This window comes from Streptomyces xinghaiensis S187, from assembly GCF_000220705.2.
Lineage (GTDB): Bacteria > Actinomycetota > Actinomycetes > Streptomycetales > Streptomycetaceae > Streptomyces > Streptomyces xinghaiensis.
This window is the reverse complement of the sequence record NZ_CP023202.1, coordinates 4,214,918-4,233,026: the sequence shown is the minus strand read 5'-3', so window position 1 is coordinate 4,233,026 and position 18,109 is coordinate 4,214,918. Positions and strand designations below refer to the sequence as shown.

At 73.2% G+C, this 18,109-nt stretch carries 14 protein-coding genes; 5 read left to right on the top strand and 9 right to left on the bottom strand.

The window, feature by feature from the left end:
- Window positions 1-130: 130 nt before the first annotated feature.
- Both SXIN_RS18195 and SXIN_RS18190 read left to right on the top strand, forming a co-directional pair.
- The gene (locus SXIN_RS18195; RefSeq protein ID WP_019711791.1) at window positions 131-3,577 is read left to right on the top strand and encodes a S41 family peptidase; all 3,447 of its coding nucleotides are present in this window, start codon (window positions 131-133) and stop codon (window positions 3,575-3,577) included.
- A gap of 122 nt (window positions 3,578-3,699) precedes the next feature.
- A complete protein-coding gene (locus tag SXIN_RS18190) occupies window positions 3,700-4,071 on the top strand; it encodes a splicing factor U2AF large subunit (RefSeq protein WP_019711792.1) in 372 nt (123 codons plus the stop codon).
- Window positions 4,072-4,290: 219 nt separating this feature from the next.
- Here the strand turns inward: SXIN_RS18190 and SXIN_RS18185 are convergent, their stop codons facing one another.
- The 3 genes from SXIN_RS18185 to SXIN_RS18175 are packed head-to-tail and all read right to left on the bottom strand — an operon-like array spanning window position 4,291 to window position 7,822.
- Window positions 4,291-5,193 carry an SDR family oxidoreductase gene (locus tag SXIN_RS18185; protein WP_019706184.1) on the bottom strand — a complete coding sequence of 301 codons (903 nt, stop codon included), beginning with the start codon at window positions 5,191-5,193 and terminating at the stop codon, window positions 4,291-4,293.
- A complete protein-coding gene (locus tag SXIN_RS18180; RefSeq protein ID WP_019706185.1) occupies window positions 5,190-6,206 on the bottom strand; it encodes an alpha/beta fold hydrolase in 1,017 nt (338 codons plus the stop codon). The genes SXIN_RS18185 and SXIN_RS18180 overlap by 4 nt, the downstream gene beginning before the upstream one ends.
- Window positions 6,203-7,822: a flavin-containing monooxygenase gene (locus tag SXIN_RS18175; protein ID WP_095757228.1), complete on the bottom strand. Its 1,620-nt coding sequence runs from the start codon at window positions 7,820-7,822 to the stop codon at window positions 6,203-6,205. The genes SXIN_RS18180 and SXIN_RS18175 overlap by 4 nt, the downstream gene beginning before the upstream one ends.
- Before the next feature lie 450 nt (window positions 7,823-8,272).
- On the opposite strand from SXIN_RS18175, the gene SXIN_RS18170 reads away from it, so the two are divergent.
- On the top strand, window positions 8,273-9,064 hold the full coding sequence (locus tag SXIN_RS18170; protein ID WP_095758091.1) for a MerR family transcriptional regulator: 792 nt from the start codon (window positions 8,273-8,275) through the stop codon (window positions 9,062-9,064).
- Window positions 9,065-9,117: 53 nt separating this feature from the next.
- On the opposite strand, the gene SXIN_RS18165 is transcribed toward SXIN_RS18170, so the two are convergent.
- The gene (locus tag SXIN_RS18165; protein ID WP_019711795.1) at window positions 9,118-9,960 is read right to left on the bottom strand and encodes a class I SAM-dependent methyltransferase; all 843 of its coding nucleotides are present in this window, start codon (window positions 9,958-9,960) and stop codon (window positions 9,118-9,120) included.
- A gap of 157 nt (window positions 9,961-10,117) precedes the next feature.
- Window positions 10,118-10,933 carry an exodeoxyribonuclease III gene (locus SXIN_RS18160; RefSeq protein ID WP_039824416.1) on the bottom strand — a complete coding sequence of 272 codons (816 nt, stop codon included), beginning with the start codon at window positions 10,931-10,933 and terminating at the stop codon, window positions 10,118-10,120.
- A gap of 66 nt (window positions 10,934-10,999) precedes the next feature.
- Here SXIN_RS18160 and SXIN_RS18155 point away from each other — a divergent pair, with 66 nt between their 5' ends.
- Window positions 11,000-11,560, top strand: a complete 561-nt coding sequence (locus SXIN_RS18155) for a GNAT family N-acetyltransferase (protein ID WP_192883603.1) — start codon at window positions 11,000-11,002, stop codon at window positions 11,558-11,560.
- Between the two features lie 92 nt (window positions 11,561-11,652).
- Here the strand turns inward: SXIN_RS18155 and SXIN_RS18150 are convergent, their stop codons facing one another.
- A complete protein-coding gene (locus tag SXIN_RS18150; RefSeq protein WP_420341059.1) occupies window positions 11,653-13,101 on the bottom strand; it encodes a dihydrolipoyl dehydrogenase family protein in 1,449 nt (482 codons plus the stop codon).
- A gap of 429 nt (window positions 13,102-13,530) precedes the next feature.
- Between SXIN_RS18150 and trxA the strand changes: the two genes are divergently transcribed.
- Window positions 13,531-13,956, top strand: a complete 426-nt coding sequence (gene trxA / locus SXIN_RS18145) for a thioredoxin (protein ID WP_019711798.1) — start codon at window positions 13,531-13,533, stop codon at window positions 13,954-13,956.
- Window positions 13,957-14,040: 84 nt separating this feature from the next.
- Here the strand turns inward: trxA and SXIN_RS18140 are convergent, their stop codons facing one another.
- The 3 genes from SXIN_RS18140 to SXIN_RS18130 are packed head-to-tail and all read right to left on the bottom strand — an operon-like array spanning window position 14,041 to window position 18,105.
- Window positions 14,041-15,045 carry a LacI family DNA-binding transcriptional regulator gene (locus tag SXIN_RS18140; RefSeq protein WP_019711799.1) on the bottom strand — a complete coding sequence of 335 codons (1,005 nt, stop codon included), beginning with the start codon at window positions 15,043-15,045 and terminating at the stop codon, window positions 14,041-14,043.
- A complete protein-coding gene (yicI, locus tag SXIN_RS18135) occupies window positions 15,029-17,269 on the bottom strand; it encodes an alpha-xylosidase (protein WP_019711800.1) in 2,241 nt (746 codons plus the stop codon). The genes SXIN_RS18140 and yicI overlap by 17 nt, the downstream gene beginning before the upstream one ends.
- A 50-nt stretch (window positions 17,270-17,319) precedes the next feature.
- Complete coding sequence (locus SXIN_RS18130) at window positions 17,320-18,105, bottom strand: carbohydrate ABC transporter permease (protein ID WP_050363613.1); 786 nt, start codon at window positions 18,103-18,105, stop codon at window positions 17,320-17,322.
- Window positions 18,106-18,109: the final 4 nt, after the last annotated feature.

Sequence of the window (18,109 nt, the reverse complement as noted above, 5' to 3'; positions counted from 1 at the left end):
GAAACGACAACGTTTCGATGTGTGCCGCGCATCACGCGCATCACCGCACGGCCGTGCCGGCGCCCCCACCCCACCCCACTCCTCCCCTCCCCACCGCCACGAGTTGCCGCCCCCCGCCCGCCCCCGAACCATGGAAAAGGTGACCGATGGCGCGTATCTCCGGTTTCCGCACCTCCACGGTGATCTCCTCTGCTTCGCCGCCGAGGACGATCTCTGGCTTGCCCGGCTCCCGGCGCGGGGCGGCGGCGAGGGCGACGATGAACACGGCGGTACGGGCGGCGGCGAGGACCCCGGCGGCGGCGCCGGCACCGAGCCCGAGCGGGCCTGGCGGCTGACCGTCGACCGGACCCGGATCGGCCACCCCCGCTTCTCCCCCGACGGCCGGCAGATCGCCTTCACCACCTGGCGGAGCCTGGACCCGGAGATCCACCTGGTCCCGGTCCGGGGCGGTCCCGCCCGCCGGCTCAGCCACTGGGGCAGCACCGACACCCGGGTCTGCGGCTGGAGCCCCGACGGCACCGTCCTCGCCGTGGCCTCGCACGGCCAGCCGTTCTCGTACTTCTCCTGGGCGTACCGGGTGCCGACCGACGGCAGTCCCGGCGACCGGCTGCCCTGGGGCCCGGTCTCCCACATCTCCTGCACGGACAGCGGCGGAGAGCGCCACACCCTCCTGCTCACCGGCAAGCCCCCGCACGAGCCCGCCGCCTGGAAGCGCTACCGCGGCGGCGCCACCGGACGGCTGTTCCTCGACGGCGAGCGGCTGCTGCCCGATCTCGACGGCCATCTGGACTGCCCGATGTTCGTCGGCGGCCGGATCGCCTTCCTCTCCGACCACGAGGGGGTCGGCAACCTCTACTCCTGCCGGCCCGACGGCTCGGACCTGCGCCGCCACACCGACCACGCCGACTTCTACGCCCGCCACGCCTCCACCGACGGATCCCGGGTGGTCTACCAGTGCGCGGGGGATCTCTGGCTGGCCGAGGACTTCGGTCCGGACGGGGTCCCGCGGAAGGTGCCGGTCCGCCTCGGCGCCCCGCGCGCCGGCCGCCGCCGCTACCAGGTGCCCGCCGCCGCGAACGTCAACTCCCTCTCGGTCGACAACACCGGCCGGGCCAGCGCCGTCTGCGTCCGCGGCAGCCTCTACTGGCTCACGCACCGCGACGGCCCGGCCCGGACGATCACCGACGTTCCCGGGGTGCGCATCCGGATGCCGGAGGTCCTCGGCGCCACCGGCCGGGTCGCCTATGTGACGGACGCCGAGGGCGAGGACGCCATCGAGATCGCCTATCTGCCCCGGGCCAGCGGCGGCCGCGACAGCCGCCGGATCGCGGGCGGCCGGATCGGCCGCGTGCACGAACTGGTCTCCTCCCCCGACGGCGAACTGCTGGCCATCGCCACCCATGACGGCCGGCTGCTGATCGCCGACGCGCTGCCGGAGGGCGAGGGCGAGAGCGTGGAGCTGGTCCAGTCGGTCAACGGCCCGGTGCGCGACCTGGCCTTCTCCCCCGACTCGGACTGGATCACCTGGTCGCATCCGGGCATCGGGCGCTCGCTGCGGCAGATCAAACTGGCCCGGCTCATCGACCGGACGATCATCGACGTCACCGACGGCCGCTTCGAGGACGAACAGCCGGTCTTCACCCGCGACGGCCGTTACCTGGCCTTCCTCTCCTGGCGCGGCTTCGACCCGGTGTACGACGTGCACACCGGCGATCTGTCGTTCCCGCTCGGCTGCCGCCCGTATCTGGTGCCGCTGTCGTCCACGACGCCCTCGCCCTTCGCGCTGTCGGCGGAGGGGCGCCCGGCGGCCGGCGGGCTGGACGCGGAGGACGCGGAGGGGGACGGTTCGGTCTTCGTCGAGGTGAGCGGGCTGGCGAGCCGGGTGACGCCGTTCCCCGTCGCCGCCTCGAAGTACTCCTCGCTGCGGCCGGTCGCGGGCGGCGGACTGGTGTGGCTGCGGTGGCCCATCTCCGGCGCGCTCGGCGAGACCTTCGCCAACCCGGCCGACATGACCGGACGCCCCACGCTCGAACACTTCGACCTGGTGAAGGCCAAGCGCACCGAACTGGCCGTCCACCTCGACTCCTTCGAGGTCAGCGGCGACGGCACCCGGCTGGTGATCAACGACGAGGGCGATCTGCGCGCCGTACCGTCGAACGATCTGCCCGACACGGACACCATCGTCCATCTCGACCTCCGGCGGATCATGCACGAGGCGGACCCGGGGGCCGAGTGGCGGCAGGCGTACGCGGAGGCGGGCCGGATCGTCCGGGCGTACTTCTGGGACCCGGGGATGTGCGGCATCGACTGGGACGCGGTGCTGGAGCAGTACCGTCCGCTGGTCGAACGGGTCGCCTCCCCCGACGAGTTCGCGGATCTGCTGCGGGAGGTCATGGGCGAGCTGGGCACCTCGCACGCCTATGTCGCACCCGCCCGGCGCAACGAGGGACCGCCGCACTACCAGCGGGCGATCGGCCTGCTCGGCGCGGACCTCCACCGCACCGGGGACGGCCGCTGGGTGGTCGGCCGGATCCTGCCGGGCGAGTCCTCGGACTCCCGGGCGCGCTCGCCGCTCGCGGGCTCCGGGGTCCACGAGGGCTCGGTGCTCACGCATGTCGACGGGCGGCCGGTGGACCCGGTGGCCGGGCCGTATCCGCTGCTGGCGGCGGCGGGGGGCACCACCGTCGAACTCACCTTTACGCCGCCGGTCTCCGAACGGAGCGGAAACGGGGACGCCGGGGAGGCGGAGACGGGCGCGGAGACGGGCGCGGAAACGAAGGAGGAGACGAAGGCGGAGGCGGCCCGGACGGCGGCCACGGCGGCAACGGCGGCGGCCAAGGGCCCGTCCCGGCGGGTCGCGGTCGTGCCGCTGATCGACGAACGGCCGCTGCGGTACCAGGACTGGGTGGCCAAGCGCCGGGCGGTGGTCCACGAGCTGAGCGGCGGCCGCTGCGGCTACCTGCACATCCCTGACATGGGCGGCTCCGGCTGGGCCCAGTTCAACCGGGATCTGCGGATGGAGATGGCCCGGCCCGCCCTCATCGTGGACGTACGGGGCAACGCGGGCGGCAACATCAGCGAACTGGTCGTCGAGAAGCTGACCCGCACCATCCTCGGCTGGGATCTGACCCGGGACGCCCAGCCCATCTCGTACGCCTCCAACGCGCCGCGCGGGCCGATCGTCGCCCTCGCGGACGAGATGACCTCCTCCGACGGCGACATGATCACCGCCGCCTTCAAACTGCTCGGTCTCGGACCGGTGGTGGGCCTGCGGACCTGGGGCGGCGTGGTGGGGATGACCGGCAGGCACCGGCTCGTGGACGGCACCGTCATCACCGTGCCCATGAACGCCGCCTGGTTCGAGGGCTACGGCTGGGGCGTCGAGAACCACGGCGTCGAACCGGACATCGAGGTGGACCGCACCCCGCTCGACTGGGCGGAGAGCCGGCACAAGCAGTTCGACGACGCGGTGCATCTCGCCCTCGAACTGCTGGAGCAGCATCCGCCGGCGAGCCCGCCGGACCACTCGGACATCCCGGGCCGCAGCCGCCCGCCGCTGCCACCACGCAAGGGCTGACCCTAACGGCCCCGGGATCATCCCGTGGCGGGCCGGGAAGGCGGAGCGGACGGGGGTGACGGGGGTGACGACCACGGGAGCACGGGGATCCACAGGAAGTCCGAGGCAAGGGAGAACGCAGGATGGGCGTCCGGGACGAGTTCCAGGAGAAGGCGCGCGAAGCGGCGCGGAAGCGGGGCCGTAAGGAGACGCGGGACGAGCCGCGGGACCGGCGGGAGCAGTGGGCCCGGGAACACGACCGGGCGGGGGGCGAGGCGCGCGAGGAGACCCCGCAGGAGCGCAACAAGCTCCAGAAGTTCGGCGGAGACGCGCGGCGGAGTGACAGCACGGCGGAGGACGCGGGGAAGGCCCGGCGGGCGCAGAAGTCCCGGGAGGAATCCCGGGAGGAATCCCGGAAGAAGTCCGGGGAGGAGTCCGGGAAGGAGTCCCGGGAGGAGCAGGCGGCCAGGACGGGCCGGGCCGACATGAGCGAGGTGGAGGACATGGGCATCTGAGGGCGGCTGTCCCGGGTTCCCGCGCCGGAGAAGCGGGGAGGGGCGCACCCGTCGCCCAAGTGCGCCCTCGCTCGGTGGGACGGGCTCCCCGGGGCGGGCTCCCAGGGACGGGCGGGGGCCCGCGGCCTCACCGCCGGGCCGTCCCCCACCGCCCCGTCGCTCCCGCGTCCCCGTTCCGCGCCGTCCGGCTGCCCGAGCCGTCCCGCCGCCGGCGCGGCGCTATCCGGTGCGTTCCCCGCGGGCCTGTTCGTCCGCCGCGCCGCCGGCGCCGACGAGTCCCCGGGTGACGCCCGTGGTGCTCAGCTTGGGCTCCGCGCGGCGCATCTCGCGCTGCCCGATCGTCCCGATGATGCCCGGGAGGTAGCCGCGGACGGACTGCATGCCGCGCAGCCACCACTGGGCGTAGACGTGGGCCGAGCGGCGCTCGATGCCCGCCACGATCCGGTCGACGGCCGGCTCCAGGGGGTAGGTGCGGTTGGCCGGCCAGGGCAGCCGGGCGCGCAGTTCGCGCATCACCTCGTCCTGGTCGGCGCCGCGCACCATGTCGGTGTCGGTCCAGCTGAGGTAGCCGACCCCGACCTTGACGCCCTTGTATCCGGCCTCGGCCCGCAGGCAGTGGGCGAACGCCTCGACACCGGACTTGGAGGCGCAGTACGCCGACATCATGGGCGCCGGGGTGATGGCGGCGAGCGAGGCGATCTGCAGCAGATAGCCGCGGCTCTCCGTCAGGGTGGGCAGGAAGGCGCGGGCGGTGGTGGCGCTGCCCATCAGGTTGACCTGGATCACCCGGTTCCAGGAGACGGCGTCGGAGTCCGTGAACGGCCCGCCGGCCGCCACTCCGGCGTTGGCGACGACGACGTCGATCCTCCCGAACCGTTCCTTGACCTCGCGGGCCACCCGGTCCATCGCCTCGAAGTCCGTCACGTCGACGTGCCAGTGGCCGGTCTCACCGGGAATGTCGTCCGACACCTTCGCGAGCAGTTCCGGCTCCAGCCCGAGCAGGGCGACCTTGGCGCCGCGGGCCGCGAGTTTGCGGGCCAGCAGTTCGCCGACGCCGCGCGCGGCGCCCGTGACGACGACGACCTGCCCCGCGAGCTTCCGCTTTCCCTTTCCGCCGCTCATGCCGACTCCTCCCCGACCAGGTCCCCGGTGGCCTTCGCGGTGGTTTCCGCGGTGGCGGGCCCGCCGCCTGCCGCGCCGTCGCCGGCGAGGTGCCCCGGACCGGTCCGGAGGTGGTCCCGGACCAGTCCGCGGAGCACGGAGCAGACCGCGTCGGGCGCCTCGATCGGCGTCATGTGGCCCATGCCGTCGAGGGTGGTGAGCCCGGCGCTGTTCGGCAGGGCGTCGATGATCCGCCGCGACAGGACGGGCGGGGTGAGCCGGTCCGCGGTGCCGGTGATGACGGCGGTCGGCATGGTGAGGCCGCCGAGACCCGCGTCCAGGTCCAGGAGGGCGAGGACCTTGGTGGCCCAGCCGGCCCGGACCTTGCGCGGGCAGGCGTGCACGATCTCGGCGCAGGCCTGCACCTGCTCCCGTGTGGCGCGGGGGCCCATGGTCGCGTACTGGAGGATCTTCCGGGAGATCCCGTTGACGGGGCCGAGCGGGGCGCTGGAGGCCAGCACGGCGCGCTGGATCGCGGTCCGTATCCGCCCGGCGCGCAGCGGCAGCACCACGGACTCGGCGACGAGCTTGGAGCTTCCGGTGTTGCACAGCAGGACGGCGGCGGCCCGCTCGGTGAGGAACGGCCGGTCAGCGGCGGCCATCACAGTCATGCCGCCCATGGAGTGGCCGGCGACGACGGCCCGCTCGCCCGGGGCGAGGGTCGCGGCGAGCACGGCCTCCAGGTCGTCGGCGAGGGCGGTGGTGCTGTAGCCGCCGGGGCCGGGGACGGGGCTGCGGCCGTGGCCGCGCTGGTCGTAGGCGATGACGCGGTGGTCCGCGGCGAGTTCGCGGGCGACCCCGGCCCAGAAGGCGGTGGAGCAGGTCCAGCCGTGGACGAGCACGACGGCGGGCGCCTTCTCGGGGCCGTAGATCTCGGTGTGGACGCGGGAGCCGTCGGCGGAGGTGACGGTCAGCTCGCGGACTGCGGCGAGCGGTACGTACCGTCCGCCGGGGCTCTGGGTGGCGCGGCTCATGCGGCGGTCTCCCCTGTGGGCTGGGTGGTGGGTGCGGTGGGGGCGGGGCTGGGGGTGGTGGCTGCGGTGGCCGGGGCGGTGGCCGGGGCGGTGGCCGCGGCCGGGCGGGGCTCCGGCCCGGTGCGGGCGGGGGCGCGCAGCACCTCGTACTCGGCGAGGTCGACGTGGCGGGTGGCCTTGCGGAACTCGCCGGTGGTGCCCGGCCAGACGGTGGTGTTGTTGCCGTTGGCGTCGAGGTACCAGCTGGTGCAGCCGCCGGTGTTCCAGACGGTGCGCTTCATCCGCTGCCGCACCGTCTCGGTCCAGGCACCGGTGGCCTCCGGCCGGGCGTCGAGGGCGGTGGTGCCGCCGAGGACGTCCAGTTGGCGGAGGTGGTCCATGGCGTAGTTCAGCTGGGACTCGATCATGAGGATCATCGAGCTGTTGCCGAGGCCGGTGTTGGGGCCGATGATCATCAGGAAGTTGGGGAATCCGGGCACGCTGCTGCCCCGGAGGGCCGCCATCCCGTCCTTCCACTCCTCGGCGAGGGTGTGGCCGGCGGCGCCGGTGACGCGTTCGGCGATCGGCATGTCGGTGACGTGGAAGCCGGTGCCGAAGACGATCGCGTCGGCCTCGGTCTCCGTACCGTCGGCGGCGACGAGGGTGGAGCCGCGGACCTCCTTGAGGCCGGAGGCGACGAGGTCGACGTTGGGCCGGGCCAGCGCCGGATAGTAGGTGTTCGACAGCAGGATGCGCTTGCAGCCGATGCGGTAGTCCGGGGTGAGCTTGGCCCGCAGGTCCTTGTCCTTGATCGCCTTGTGCATGTGCGCCTTGGCGAGCTTCTCGACCAGACCGAGCTGCTGGGGCCGCTTGGTGAAGGCCTGGACCTGGAGCTCGCGCACGCCCCAGAGCAGTCCGCGGCGGAGGGTGGCGGTGACCGGCAGCATGCTGTGCAGCCGGCGTTCGAACCCGCTGATCCTGCGGTCCATGCGCTGCATGACCCACGGCGGGGTCCGCTGGAAAAGGGTGAGCCGCTCCACGTCCGGCTGGATGGCGGGCACGATCTGGATGGCGGAGGCGCCGGTGCCGATCATGGCGACGCGCTTGCCGCGGATGTCGTAGTCGTGGTCCCACCGCGCGGAGTGGAAGACCTTGCCCGGGAAGGTGTCCAGGCCGGGGACGTCCGGGATGCGGGGGTCGGAGAGGGGTCCGGTCGCCGAGATCACGACGTCGGCGGTGAGCGGGCCGCTCGCCGTGTCGATCTCCCAGTGCAGCCGCTCGGTGTTCCAGCGGGCGCTCAGCACCTCGCTGTCGAAGCGGATGTGGGGGCGCAGGCCGAAGGTGTCGGTGACCCGCTCCAGATACGCGCGGATGTGCGGCTGGCCGGAGAAGTTGCGGGGCCAGTCGGGGTTGGGGGCGAAGGAGAAGGAGTAGAGGTGGGAGGGGACGTCGCAGGCACAGCCGGGGTAGCTGTTGTCCCGCCAGGTCCCGCCGACCGAGTCCGAGCGCTCCAGCACGGTGAAGTCCGTGACTCCCGCGCGCCGGAGCCGGACGGCGGCGCCGAGCCCGCCGAACCCGGAACCGATCACGGCCACGCGTACGTGCTGATGCCGGTGCTCCCGTATCCGCTCCGCCATATCCAGCCTCCAGAACCGCTGTGCATCACCGGGCAATTGCGCCAGCAATCACTGGCACGGTTTGGAGAGTAGAGCAGGAACGTACCGGTGGGTAGGGGTTGGACGAAAAGAAGTTACCGGCGGTTGCACCCCCGCCCCTCCCCTCCCCCGGCCCTCAGGTCCCAGGCGCTTGCGCGTGGATCAGGCCGGACCCCGCGAGCCGGGCCCGGTCCGGACGAGAGGCCCTAGGCTTCCGGTGTGGCGAACGAGGATGCGCAGAGCGCCGCCGAGCGGGCCCGGAGGAGCGGGTCCGGCCGGGCGGCGGAGGCGAGCACGGGGCCGGAGGGGGCGGGCGGAACGCTGCGGGTGAACGGGACCGGGCGGACAGGCGGGACGGAGCGGGTGAACGCGACCGGGCAGCCGGACGGAACCGGCGGGACGGGCGGGGACGGCGCCCCGCGCGAGTACCGCATGGAGGAGCTGGCCGCCGCGGCCGGCGTGCCCGTCCGCACCCTGCGCTTCTACCGCGAGCGCAAGCTGCTGCCGCCGCCGCGCCGCGAGGGCCGTATCGCCTGGTACAACGAGCACCATCTGGCGCGGCTGCGGACCATCGCCGCCCTGCTCGACCGCGGTCACACCCTCGGCGGTATCGCCGACCTGCTCGCCGCCTTCGAGAGCGGCCGGGACGTACGCGAACTCCTCGGCCTGGAAGGCGCGTTGAGCGTCCCCTGGTCCGAGGAGACCCCGGTCCGGCTCTCCCCGGAGGAGCTGGCCGACCACTTCGAGGGCGATGTCACCACCGAGAACCTCCAGGCCACCCTGGACCTCGGCTATGTCGCCCTGGACGGCGACGAGGTGGTGCACGTCAGCCGCCGGCTGCTGGAGGCCTCCAGCGCGCTGGTCGACGAGGGGGTGCCGCTCGCCTCCGTCCTCGCCGCCGCCCGGGAGGTCCGCGTGCACGCCGAAGCGCTCGCCGGGGTGTTCACCGGCCTCTTCCGCACCCACGTCCTCTCCGGCCTCCTGGACCACACCGACACCTCGCGGCCACTGAGCGCGGCGGAGGTCGAACGGATCACCGAGACCGTGGAGCGGCTGCGCCCCATCGCGAAGGTCGTCGTGGACGCCGAGCTCGCGATGGCGATGGAACGCCGCATCCAGGCCGAGCTGGACGACTGGCGCACGGCCCGCACCCCCGGGCCGCGGGCCCCGGGCGGACCCGGCGGACCCGGCGGACCGGGGGGTCCGGACCCGGCCGCGCCGTGACCACCGGGGCGGACCGAACCGGGCCGAACGGGCCGAACCGGGCCGGCCCGGGTTCAGGCCGGAGCCGCCCCGCTCACCGTCTCCCCGCCGTCGAGCCGCTCGCCGGAGCGCCGCGCCGCCTCCGGTCCGTGCGTCACACGGATCTTCGACTGCCCGTGCGGGAGCTTCTCCCAGTCCTCCATGAACCGGGCCGACAGTCCGTGCTTCTCCGCGAGGGCCGTCAGCGTCTCCGACCGGTAGTAGAAGTCCTCGCGCAGGACGTGGTGCTCCTCCGCCTCCGTGCGGTCGAACGTGAAGTCGAACCAGCCGCCGGGTGCCAGGATCCGCCCGACATGCGCGAAGCACTCCTCGATCACGGGCAGCGGGGAATGCGAGAAGACGCTGTGGGCGTGCACCACGTCGAAGTACGCGTCCGGGAGGAAGGCGAACGTCAGATCGCGCACCGGCGTCAGCGTCGGCAGCTTCTCCCGCAGCCCGCAGCGGACGAGGGTGTCCTGGGCGGCGAAGAGGATGTCCGGGGAGATGTCGATGCCGTAGTAGTGGCCGGTGTCCAGGTGGTCGATGAAGCGCCAGCCGGCCCGCAGATTGCCGCAGCCGATCTCCAGCATCCGGTGTTCCGGCCGCAGCCCGTGCCCGGCGAGGTAGTCGAACTGCATCGCCCCCAGCGCCAGCCAGCGCTCATGGCTCTGGCTGCCGACCGCCGCGTCCGGACTGGCGGCCGTGTCCGAGCGCATCACCGCGCGGTAGTACGCGATGTGGTCGGGTGAGCGGAACCGCAGCCAGGCGTCCCGGCCGGCCCGGACCGCGTACCGGGGAACCCGGGCGGGATGGCGCAACGCGTAACGGACTCGGTGGCTGAGCGTGTGCCGCCTCGCGGTGAGCTTCTTCCGGGGCATGGCGCTCCTTCCTTCTCGCGGGACCGGGAAGGCCTCGCGCGGCCGTAGCGGTCCGCCCAGAGTAGGAAAGAAGAGCCGGAACCGCCCATCCCCACGGGCCTCTTCCGTGGGCAAATGGGCAGCGGAGGTTGACGTTGAGACCGCGCTCGGCCCCCGGTCAGCCTTCCCCGGGCCCCCGGACGTCGTAGGTGACCGTCACCGGCGCATGGTCCGACCAGCGCAGATCGTGGCTCGCCGCCCGCTCGACCTCGGCCTTGACGGCGCGCTCGGCCAGCGGCCGCGTCGCGGCGTGGAGATCGATGCGCCAGCCGCTGTCGTTGTCGAAGGCCCGGCCCCGGTACGACCACCACGAGTACGGCCCGTCCACGCCCGGGTGCAGCTCCCGCACCACGTCCGCGTAGCCGGCCTCCTCGTAGACCCGGGTGAGCCAGGCGCGCTCCTCGGGGAGGAAGCCGGCCTTCTTGCGGTTGGCCCGCCAGTTCTTGAGATCGGCCTCCCGGTGGGCGATGTTCCAGTCGCCGCAGACGAGCACCTCGCGCCCGCCGGCCGCCGCCCGCTCCCGCAGCCCGGCCAGGTACGGCAGGAACTCGGCCATGAAGCGTTCCTTCTCCGCCTGCCGCTCGGTGCCGACCTCGCCGGAGGGCAGGTACAGGCTGCCGACCGTGATGCCGGGCAGGTCGATCTCCGCGTAGCGGCCGGCGGTGTCGAACTCCTCCGAGCCGAAGCCGGTCCGCACCGCCTCGGGGGCCCGGCGCGAGTAGACGGAGACCCCGGCGCGGCCCTTGGCGGCGGCGGGCGCGTGGACGGTGTGCCAGCCCTCCGGTTCCCGGACGCCGTCCGGCAGCTGCGCCGGCTCGGCGCGCACCTCCTGGAGGCAGATCACATCGGCGGCGGTCCCCGCCAGCCACTCCGCCCAGCCCTTCCTGGCGGCGGCGCGGAGTCCGTTCACGTTCACGCTGGTCACAGTGAGCACCAGCGCACGATACCGGGATGCGGGCTCCGCTCCCCGACCGCCCGGGACATCCGTACGATTGCGCCCATGCAGCTCCGTACCGTGCGCCTCGACCATCCCGATGCCCGCAAGCTGAACGACCGCGTCCAGCTCGAGTACACCGAGCGCTACGGCGACCCGGACCTCACGGAGATGGACCCCGCCCAGTTCGACCCGCCGGCCGGCCTGTACCTCATCGCGTACGACCCGGACGGCACCCCGCTGGCCACCGGCGGCTGGCGTGCGCAGGACCACAGCCCCGAGGGGTACCGGGACGGTGACGCCGAGCTGAAGCGGATGTACGTGGTCCCCGAGGCCCGCGGCCGGGGCCTCGCCCGGCGGCTGCTGACCGTGCTGGAGGAGAGCGCCCGGGAGGCGGGCCGGGCCCGTATGGTGCTGGAGACCGGCACCAAGCAGCCGGAGGCGATCGCCCTCTACACCTCCTGCGGCTACCTGCCGACCGCGAAGTTCGGCTACTACCGCTGCGAGCCGAACAGCCGCTGCTTCGCCAAACCGCTCACCGTCCCGGCCGGCGTCCCGGACGGCGGCGGCCCGGCCGCCGTGCTCCGCCACACGGCGGGAGCGCGGCCCGCGGCCGAGGGCCGCTAGGGGTCCACGGCGTCCGAGGGCTGCAGGACCGGGCCGGAGGCGGGCCCGGGCGCCCCGGTCCGGGCGCCCCGGTCCGGGCGCCCCGGTCCGGGTCACCCCCGCGGAGCCGTCCCCTGCCGGTATTTCTGCAGCAGCCGCAGCCAGACCTCGCTCATCGTCGGGAAGGCCGGGACCGCGTGCCACAGCCGGTCGACCGGCACCTCGCCCGCCACCGCGACCGTCGCCGAGTGCAGCAGCTCGGCCACGCCGGGCCCCACGAAGGTCGCCCCGAGGAGCACCTCCCGGTCCAGGTCGACGACCATCCGGGCCCGCCCGCGGTAGTGGTCCGCGTACAGGCCGGCGCCGGCGACGGCGCCCAGGTCCTGGTCCACGGCCCGTACGCGATACCCCAGGCGCTCGGCCTCCGCGGTGGTCAGCCCGACGGACGCCGCCTCCGGCTCCCCGAACACCACCTGCGGCACCGCCGCCGAGTCCGCCGTCGCCGCGTGCGCGCCCCAGCGCCCGGTGTCCTCGGCCGCCCGGGTCTCCAGCGCCCCGCCGCCCAGCGTGCGGGCGGCGATGGCCGCCGAGGCGATCCGGGCCTGGTACTTGCCCTGGTGGGTGAGGAGCGCCCGCCGGTTGACGTCCCCGATGGCGTACAGCCAGTCGCCGTCCACGTCCCCGACCCGGCAGGAGTCGTCCACCTCCAGCCATGCGCCGGGCCGCAGGCCGACCGTCTCCAGCCCGATGCGATCGGTGCGCGGCTCCCGCCCGGTGGCGAACAGCACCTCGTCGGCCTCGCTCTCCCCGACGCCGTCCAGCACCAGCGTCACCGTGCTGCCGGCCGACGCCCGCCGCACCTCGGCCACGCTCACCCCGGTGCGGATCTCCACCCCGGCCGCCGCCAGCCCTTCGGCCACCAGTTCGCCCACGAAGGGCTCCATCCGCCGCAGCAGTTCCTCACCGCGGACGAACATCGTGACGGAGGAGCCGAGGGCCTGCCAGGCACAGGCCATCTCCACGGCGACCACGCCACCGCCCACCACGGCCAGCCGTTCCGGGATCTCCCGCGAGCTGGTGGCCTCCCGGCTGGTCCACGGCCGCGCGCCGGGCAGCCCCGGCAGCTCCGGCAGCCGGGGCCGGCTGCCCGTGGCCACGACCACGGCGTGCCGCGCGGTCAGGATGTGCTCGGGCCCCTCGGCCGGACGGACGACCACCCGCCGCGGTCCGTCGAGCCGCCCGTGCCCCCGGACCAGCTCGGCCCCCTCGGACAGCAGCCAGTCCACCTGCCCGCCGTCCTCCCAGTGCGACACGAAGGCGTCCCGCCGGTCGAGTACGGGCCCCGGGGCGAGGGGCCCGGTGACCGCCTCCCGCGAGCCCGCGACGCCCCGCGCCGCGGCGAGCGCGGACACCGGCCGCAGCAGCGCCTTGCTGGGCATGCACGCCCAGTACGAGCAGTCACCGCCGAGCAGCTCGCTCTCCACCACGGCGACGGACAGTCCGGCGGCACGGGCGCTTCCGGCGGCGTGCTCACCGACGGCGCCTCCGCCGAGCACGATCACGTCGTACACCTGCTCGCGCGGCGCCCGGGGACTGTGCGCACCGGTCCCGGCAGGGGTCCGGCCGGGACCGGGCGCCGCACCGGGTGCCCCGTGCCGCTCCCCCGTCCCCTCCGGCCCCGCCGCCCCTCCGTTTCCTCCTGCCTCGGGCGGTTCCACCGCTCCCGCCGCGCTCGCGTCCGGCGTCCGGCTCATTCCTGTTCCGCCTCTCCGTATCCGGGTACTCGTGGGTCTTCCGAGTGCCCTTTCCGGCCATCCTCACAACGCTCCGGGAAGTCGGTCACATGAACCGGCGGGATCCGGACAGGCTCCCCCTGATCTCCGGAAGCCCGGTCCCCGGAAACGGCAGCCGGCGGGGTTCCGGGAGGACCGAACAGAACGAATACAGAACGAACAGAACGAACAAGACGTCTCTGGAAGCAGGTAGGACATATGAGCACGGTCGAGCTGACCAAGGAGAACTTCGACGAGGTCGTCTCCGCCAACGACTTCGTCCTGATCGACTTCTGGGCCTCCTGGTGCGGCCCCTGCCGCACGTTCGCACCCGTGTACGAGAAGGCCGCCGACCGCCACTCCGACCTGGTCTTCGCCAAGGTCGACACGGAGGCCCAGCCCGAGCTCGCCGCGGCCTTCAACATCCAGTCCATCCCGACGCTGATGGTCGTCCGGGAGAACGTCGCGGTGTACGCCCAGCCGGGGGCCCTGCCCGAGCCGGCCCTGGAGGACATCATCGGCCAGGCCCGCGACCTGGACATGGAGAAGGTCCACCAGTCCGTGGAAGAGCAGCAGGCCGCGCAGCAGCAGGGCGGTGCGTCCGGTGGCAGCCAGCCTCCCGGCCCGTCGGACCCGGCCGTCTGAGGGGTTTGTCCGCCGAGCGGCCGCCGCACCGGGCGCACGGCCCGGGGCCGGGCGCCCCGGGCCGCCGCCGTCCCCCGGGGGCCGCTATCCCCGGGGTCCCGTGCTCGACCGGACCGTCAGCCGCGGCGGCAGGAGCGTGGACTCCGCCACGGGATCGCCGGCGAGCCGCCGTATCAGCAGGTCCACGGCGCGCGCACCGAGTTCGGCCGCCGGTATGGCCACCGAGGTCAGCGGGACGGAGGAGCGCTCCGCCAGTTCGTCGGGGCAGACGGCCACCACCGACAGGTCCCCCGGCACCCGGAGGCCCTCCGCGCGGAGCGCGTCCGTGAGCGGGCCCAGCATCGCCTCGTTGTGGATCACCACACCGGTGGGTGCGGGGCCCTCCGCGAGCAGCCGCCGCACCAGGGCCGGCGCGGCCGCCGGATCCGCCTCACAGGGATGGACCGCGGCGGCGAGGCCGTTCCGGTCCGCGGCGGCCGTGAAGCCGTCCGCGACGCGCCGCGCGAAGCCGGTCCCCCGTGCGTAGACCTCCGGCGGTGAGCCGAGCAGCGTCACGCGGCGGTGGCCGAGCAGGGCCAGGTGCTCGACACATGCCTCGCCGACCGCCCGGAAGTCGAGGTCGACGCAGGTCAGCCCGGCCGGTTCGGCGGGAAAGCCGATGAGCACCGACGGCCGCCGCAGGGTGCGCAGTGACGGCAGTCTGCGGTCGTTCAGCTGTACGTCCATGACGACGAAACCGTCGGCGCGCGCGCTGTCCGCGACGCGCCGCAGCCCGTCCTCGCCCTCCTCCCCGGTGAGCAGCAGCACATCGTGGTCGTGACGGCGCGCCGCGGTGACGACCGACATCGCGAACTGCGTGACGACCGGCAGATGGACACCGCTCCGCAGCGGCATGACGAGGGCGAGCGTGTGGGAGCGGGCACCGGCCAGGGCACGCGCCCCCGCGTGCGGGTGGTAGCCCAGTTCCCGGATGCTGGCCTCGATCCGGCGGCGCGTCTCCTCCGATATGGGCCGTTTGCCGTTCAGCGCGTAGCTGACGGTGCTGGGCGAGACCCCGGCATGCCGGGCCACGTCAGTGATCTTGACCATGCCGGACATCCTCCCCGGAGCCGTCGGTGACCAGGTGCCAGGGTCTCCCCTCCGTGCCGCGCGCGGTGACCCGCACGTCCTCCCTCTCCCGCCGCACGGTGTACTCGGCCTCCGGCGGCACCCGCACCGTCACCTCGGCGCCGTCCGCGAGACCGTACGGCCGGAGCGTGACCCCGTCCGCCCAGTCGTAGTCGGGCCGGTCGTCCACGGCGCCGAGCGGGAGCACGGCGCCGGGCCGGACCAGCACCGGCGCGCTGAGGAAGCCGTGGGTCTCGCGCACCCACCGCGGCCCGGTGACCCGGTCCCCGGACAGGAGGTGGGTCCAGGTCCCCTCGGGCACGTAGTACGCGACCTCGCCGCCGTCCGAGAAGACCGGTGCGACCAGCAGGTCGGGACCGAGCATGTACTGCCGTTCCAGGTGCGCGCAGGCCGGGTCGTCGGGGAACTCCAGCGCCATGGCCCGCATCATCGGGATGCCCTCGGTGTGGGCCTGCCGGGCGACTTCGGCCAGGTAGGGCATCAGCCGCAGCTTGAGCCGGGTGAAGACCCGCAGGACGTCCACCGCCTCCTCGTCGAACAGCCACGGGACGCGGTAGGAGGACGAGCCGTGCAGCCGGCTGTGCGAGGAGAGCATCCCGAAGGCGATCCACCGCTTGAACAGAGCCGGGTCCGGGGTGCCTTCGAATCCGCCGATGTCGTGCGACCAGTAGCCGAAGCCGGAGAGTCCCAGCGAGAGTCCGCCGCGCAGCGACTCGGCCATCGACTCGTAGGTGGATTCGCAGTCGCCGCCCCAGTGCACGGGGAAGCGCTGGCCGCCCACGGTCGCCGAGCGGGCGAAGACGACGGCGTCGCCCTCTCCGCGCTCGCGGCGCAGCAGTTCGAAGACGGTCTCGTTGTAGAGCTGGGTGTAGTAGTTGTGCATCCGCTCCGGGTCGGAGCCGTCCGCGTAGACGACGCCGGTGGGTATCCGCTCTCCGAAGTCGGTCTTGAAGCAGTCCACGCCCATGTCGAGCAGCCGCTTCAGCTTGCCCGCGTACCAGGCGCGGGCCTCCGGGCTGGTGAAGTCCACCAGCGCCATGCCGGGTTGCCACAGGTCCCACTGCCAGACGCTGCCGTCCGGTCTGCGCAGCAGATGGCCGTGGTCGCGGCCCTCGGCGAAGAGCGGCGAGCGCTGCGCGATGTACGGGTTGATCCAGACGGAGATCCGCAGCCCGCGTTCCTTCAGCCGGCGCAGCATCCCCTCGGGGTCCGGGAAGACGCGGCTGTCCCACTCGAAGTCGCACCAGTGGAACTCGCGCATCCAGAAGCAGTCGAAGTGGAAGACGGAGAGCGGGAGTCCGCGCTCGGCCATGCCCTCGACGAAGGAGGTGACGGTCTCCTCGTCGTAGTCGGTGGTGAAGGACGTGGACAGCCAGAGCCCGAAGGACCAGGCGGGTGGCAGGGCCGGGCGCCCGGTGAGGGCGGTGTACTTGCGGAGGATCTCCTTCGGCGTGGGCCCGTGGATGACGTAGTACTGCAGCTCCTGGCCCTCGACGCTGAACTGGACCCGGGAGACGGCCTCGGAGCCCACCTCGAACGAGACCCGGCCCGGGTGGTCGACGAAGACCCCGTAGCCGGCGTCGGTGAGGTAGAACGGCACGTTCTTGTAGGACTGTTCGCTGGAGGTGCCGCCGTCGGCGTTCCAGACGTCGACGGCCTGGCCGTTCTTCACCAGCGGGCCGAAGCGCTCCCCGAGCCCGTAGACGCTGGTCCCGACCCGCAGGTCGAGCTGCTCGCGCAGGTAGTGGCCGCCGTCATCGGTCTCCATGATGCCCATGCCCTTGACACCGCTGGTGGTGAGCGTCCGCCCGCCGGCCCGGAAGTCCAGGGCCCACGGGCCCTTGCGGCCGGCGGTCAGCGACAGGCTGCCGGAGGTGAGGACCGCCTCCTCCCCGTCGTACGAGACCTCGGGGAGAAAGCCCTCCTGTGCGGAGAGCGGGAAGTGCGGTGCGGTGCCGGTGCCGCCCGCGAAGTGGGTGAGGCGGACGCCGATCACGTCCGGCATGGGTGAGGTGCAGGAGATCGTGACGACGGGGCCTTTGAGGAGGTCGCCCCGGTGGCGGATCGGACGGGTGGGCGCGTGGATCTCCAGCGTGCCCGGGCCCGTGGTGACGTCGAGGACTTCGACCGGGTAGGAGCCGGTCACGCCCTCGCGCATCAGCCAGTAGCCGTCGGTGAACTTCATGCGTCAGCCCTTTCGGCTCACGTGGTGGGGGGCCGCAGCGGAGACCCGGGTCACTTGACCGCTCCCACGGCGATGCCGCGGGTCAGGGTCCGCTGGAAGAGGAGGAAGAAGACGATCGCCGGGAGGACGCCCAGCAGCGCGGCGGCGTTGGTCATCGTGGCGTCCATCAGCCGCTGCCCCTGGAGTACGCCGAGCGCGACGGAGACCGTCTGGTTGTCGTTGGAGATGAGCATGACCAGCGGCAGCAGGAACTCGTTCCATGTCCAGATGAAGAAGAAGACCAGCAGCACGCCGATGGTGGGGCGGCTGACGGGGACGACGACCCGCCACAGCACCTGCCACTTGTTCGCCCCGTCGATCCGCGCCGCCTCGATGACCTCCCGGGGGAAGGAGCCGAGGACGGAGGCGAGCAGATACGTGCCGAAGGCGGCCTGGACCACCGTGAAGACGATGATCACGCTGAGTCTGGTGTCGTAGAGCCCCACCTGCTTCGACAGGTAGTAGACCGGGTAGACCAGCGCTTCCTGCGGCAGCATGTTGGCCAGCACGAAGAAGGCCAGCACATACGGACGGCCCTTGATCCGGCCGATGCCGATCGCGTACGCGTTCAGCACCGACAGCACCACGGCGCCGGCCGCCACCGACCCGCTGATCAGTACGGAGTTGACGAGCTTCTGGCCGAAGTCGACGCGCTGCCAGAAGTCCTTCAGCCCGTCGAGGTAGAGCCCCTCGGGAAGGCTGAGCGGACCGCCGGCGCTGTACTCGGCCGGGGACTTGACGGCGTTGAGCGCCACGATGGCGAACGGCAGCACCATGAAGGCGGCCCCCACGCACATCGCG

Coding starts and splice junctions, on each gene's coding strand:
- SXIN_RS18185 (WP_019706184.1), bottom strand. CDS start 5,193: ATGAGCGGCGGAAAGGGAAAGCGGAAGCTCGCGGGGCAGGTCGTCGTC.
- SXIN_RS18140 (WP_019711799.1), bottom strand. CDS start 15,045: ATGGTCAAGATCACTGACGTGGCCCGGCATGCCGGGGTCTCGCCCAGC.
- SXIN_RS18170 (WP_095758091.1), top strand. CDS start 8,273: ATGGAGGAGCTGGCCGCCGCGGCCGGCGTGCCCGTCCGCACCCTGCGC.
- SXIN_RS18180 (WP_019706185.1), bottom strand. CDS start 6,206: ATGAGCCGCGCCACCCAGAGCCCCGGCGGACGGTACGTACCGCTCGCC.
- SXIN_RS18165 (WP_019711795.1), bottom strand. CDS start 9,960: ATGCCCCGGAAGAAGCTCACCGCGAGGCGGCACACGCTCAGCCACCGA.
- trxA (WP_019711798.1), top strand. CDS start 13,531: ATGAGCACGGTCGAGCTGACCAAGGAGAACTTCGACGAGGTCGTCTCC.
- SXIN_RS18130 (WP_050363613.1), bottom strand. CDS start 18,105: ATGTGCGTGGGGGCCGCCTTCATGGTGCTGCCGTTCGCCATCGTGGCG.
- SXIN_RS18175 (WP_095757228.1), bottom strand. CDS start 7,822: ATGGCGGAGCGGATACGGGAGCACCGGCATCAGCACGTACGCGTGGCC.
- SXIN_RS18190 (WP_019711792.1), top strand. CDS start 3,700: ATGGGCGTCCGGGACGAGTTCCAGGAGAAGGCGCGCGAAGCGGCGCGG.
- SXIN_RS18155 (WP_192883603.1), top strand. CDS start 11,000: ATGCAGCTCCGTACCGTGCGCCTCGACCATCCCGATGCCCGCAAGCTG.
- yicI (WP_019711800.1), bottom strand. CDS start 17,269: ATGAAGTTCACCGACGGCTACTGGCTGATGCGCGAGGGCGTGACCGGC.
- SXIN_RS18195 (WP_019711791.1), top strand. CDS start 131: ATGGAAAAGGTGACCGATGGCGCGTATCTCCGGTTTCCGCACCTCCAC.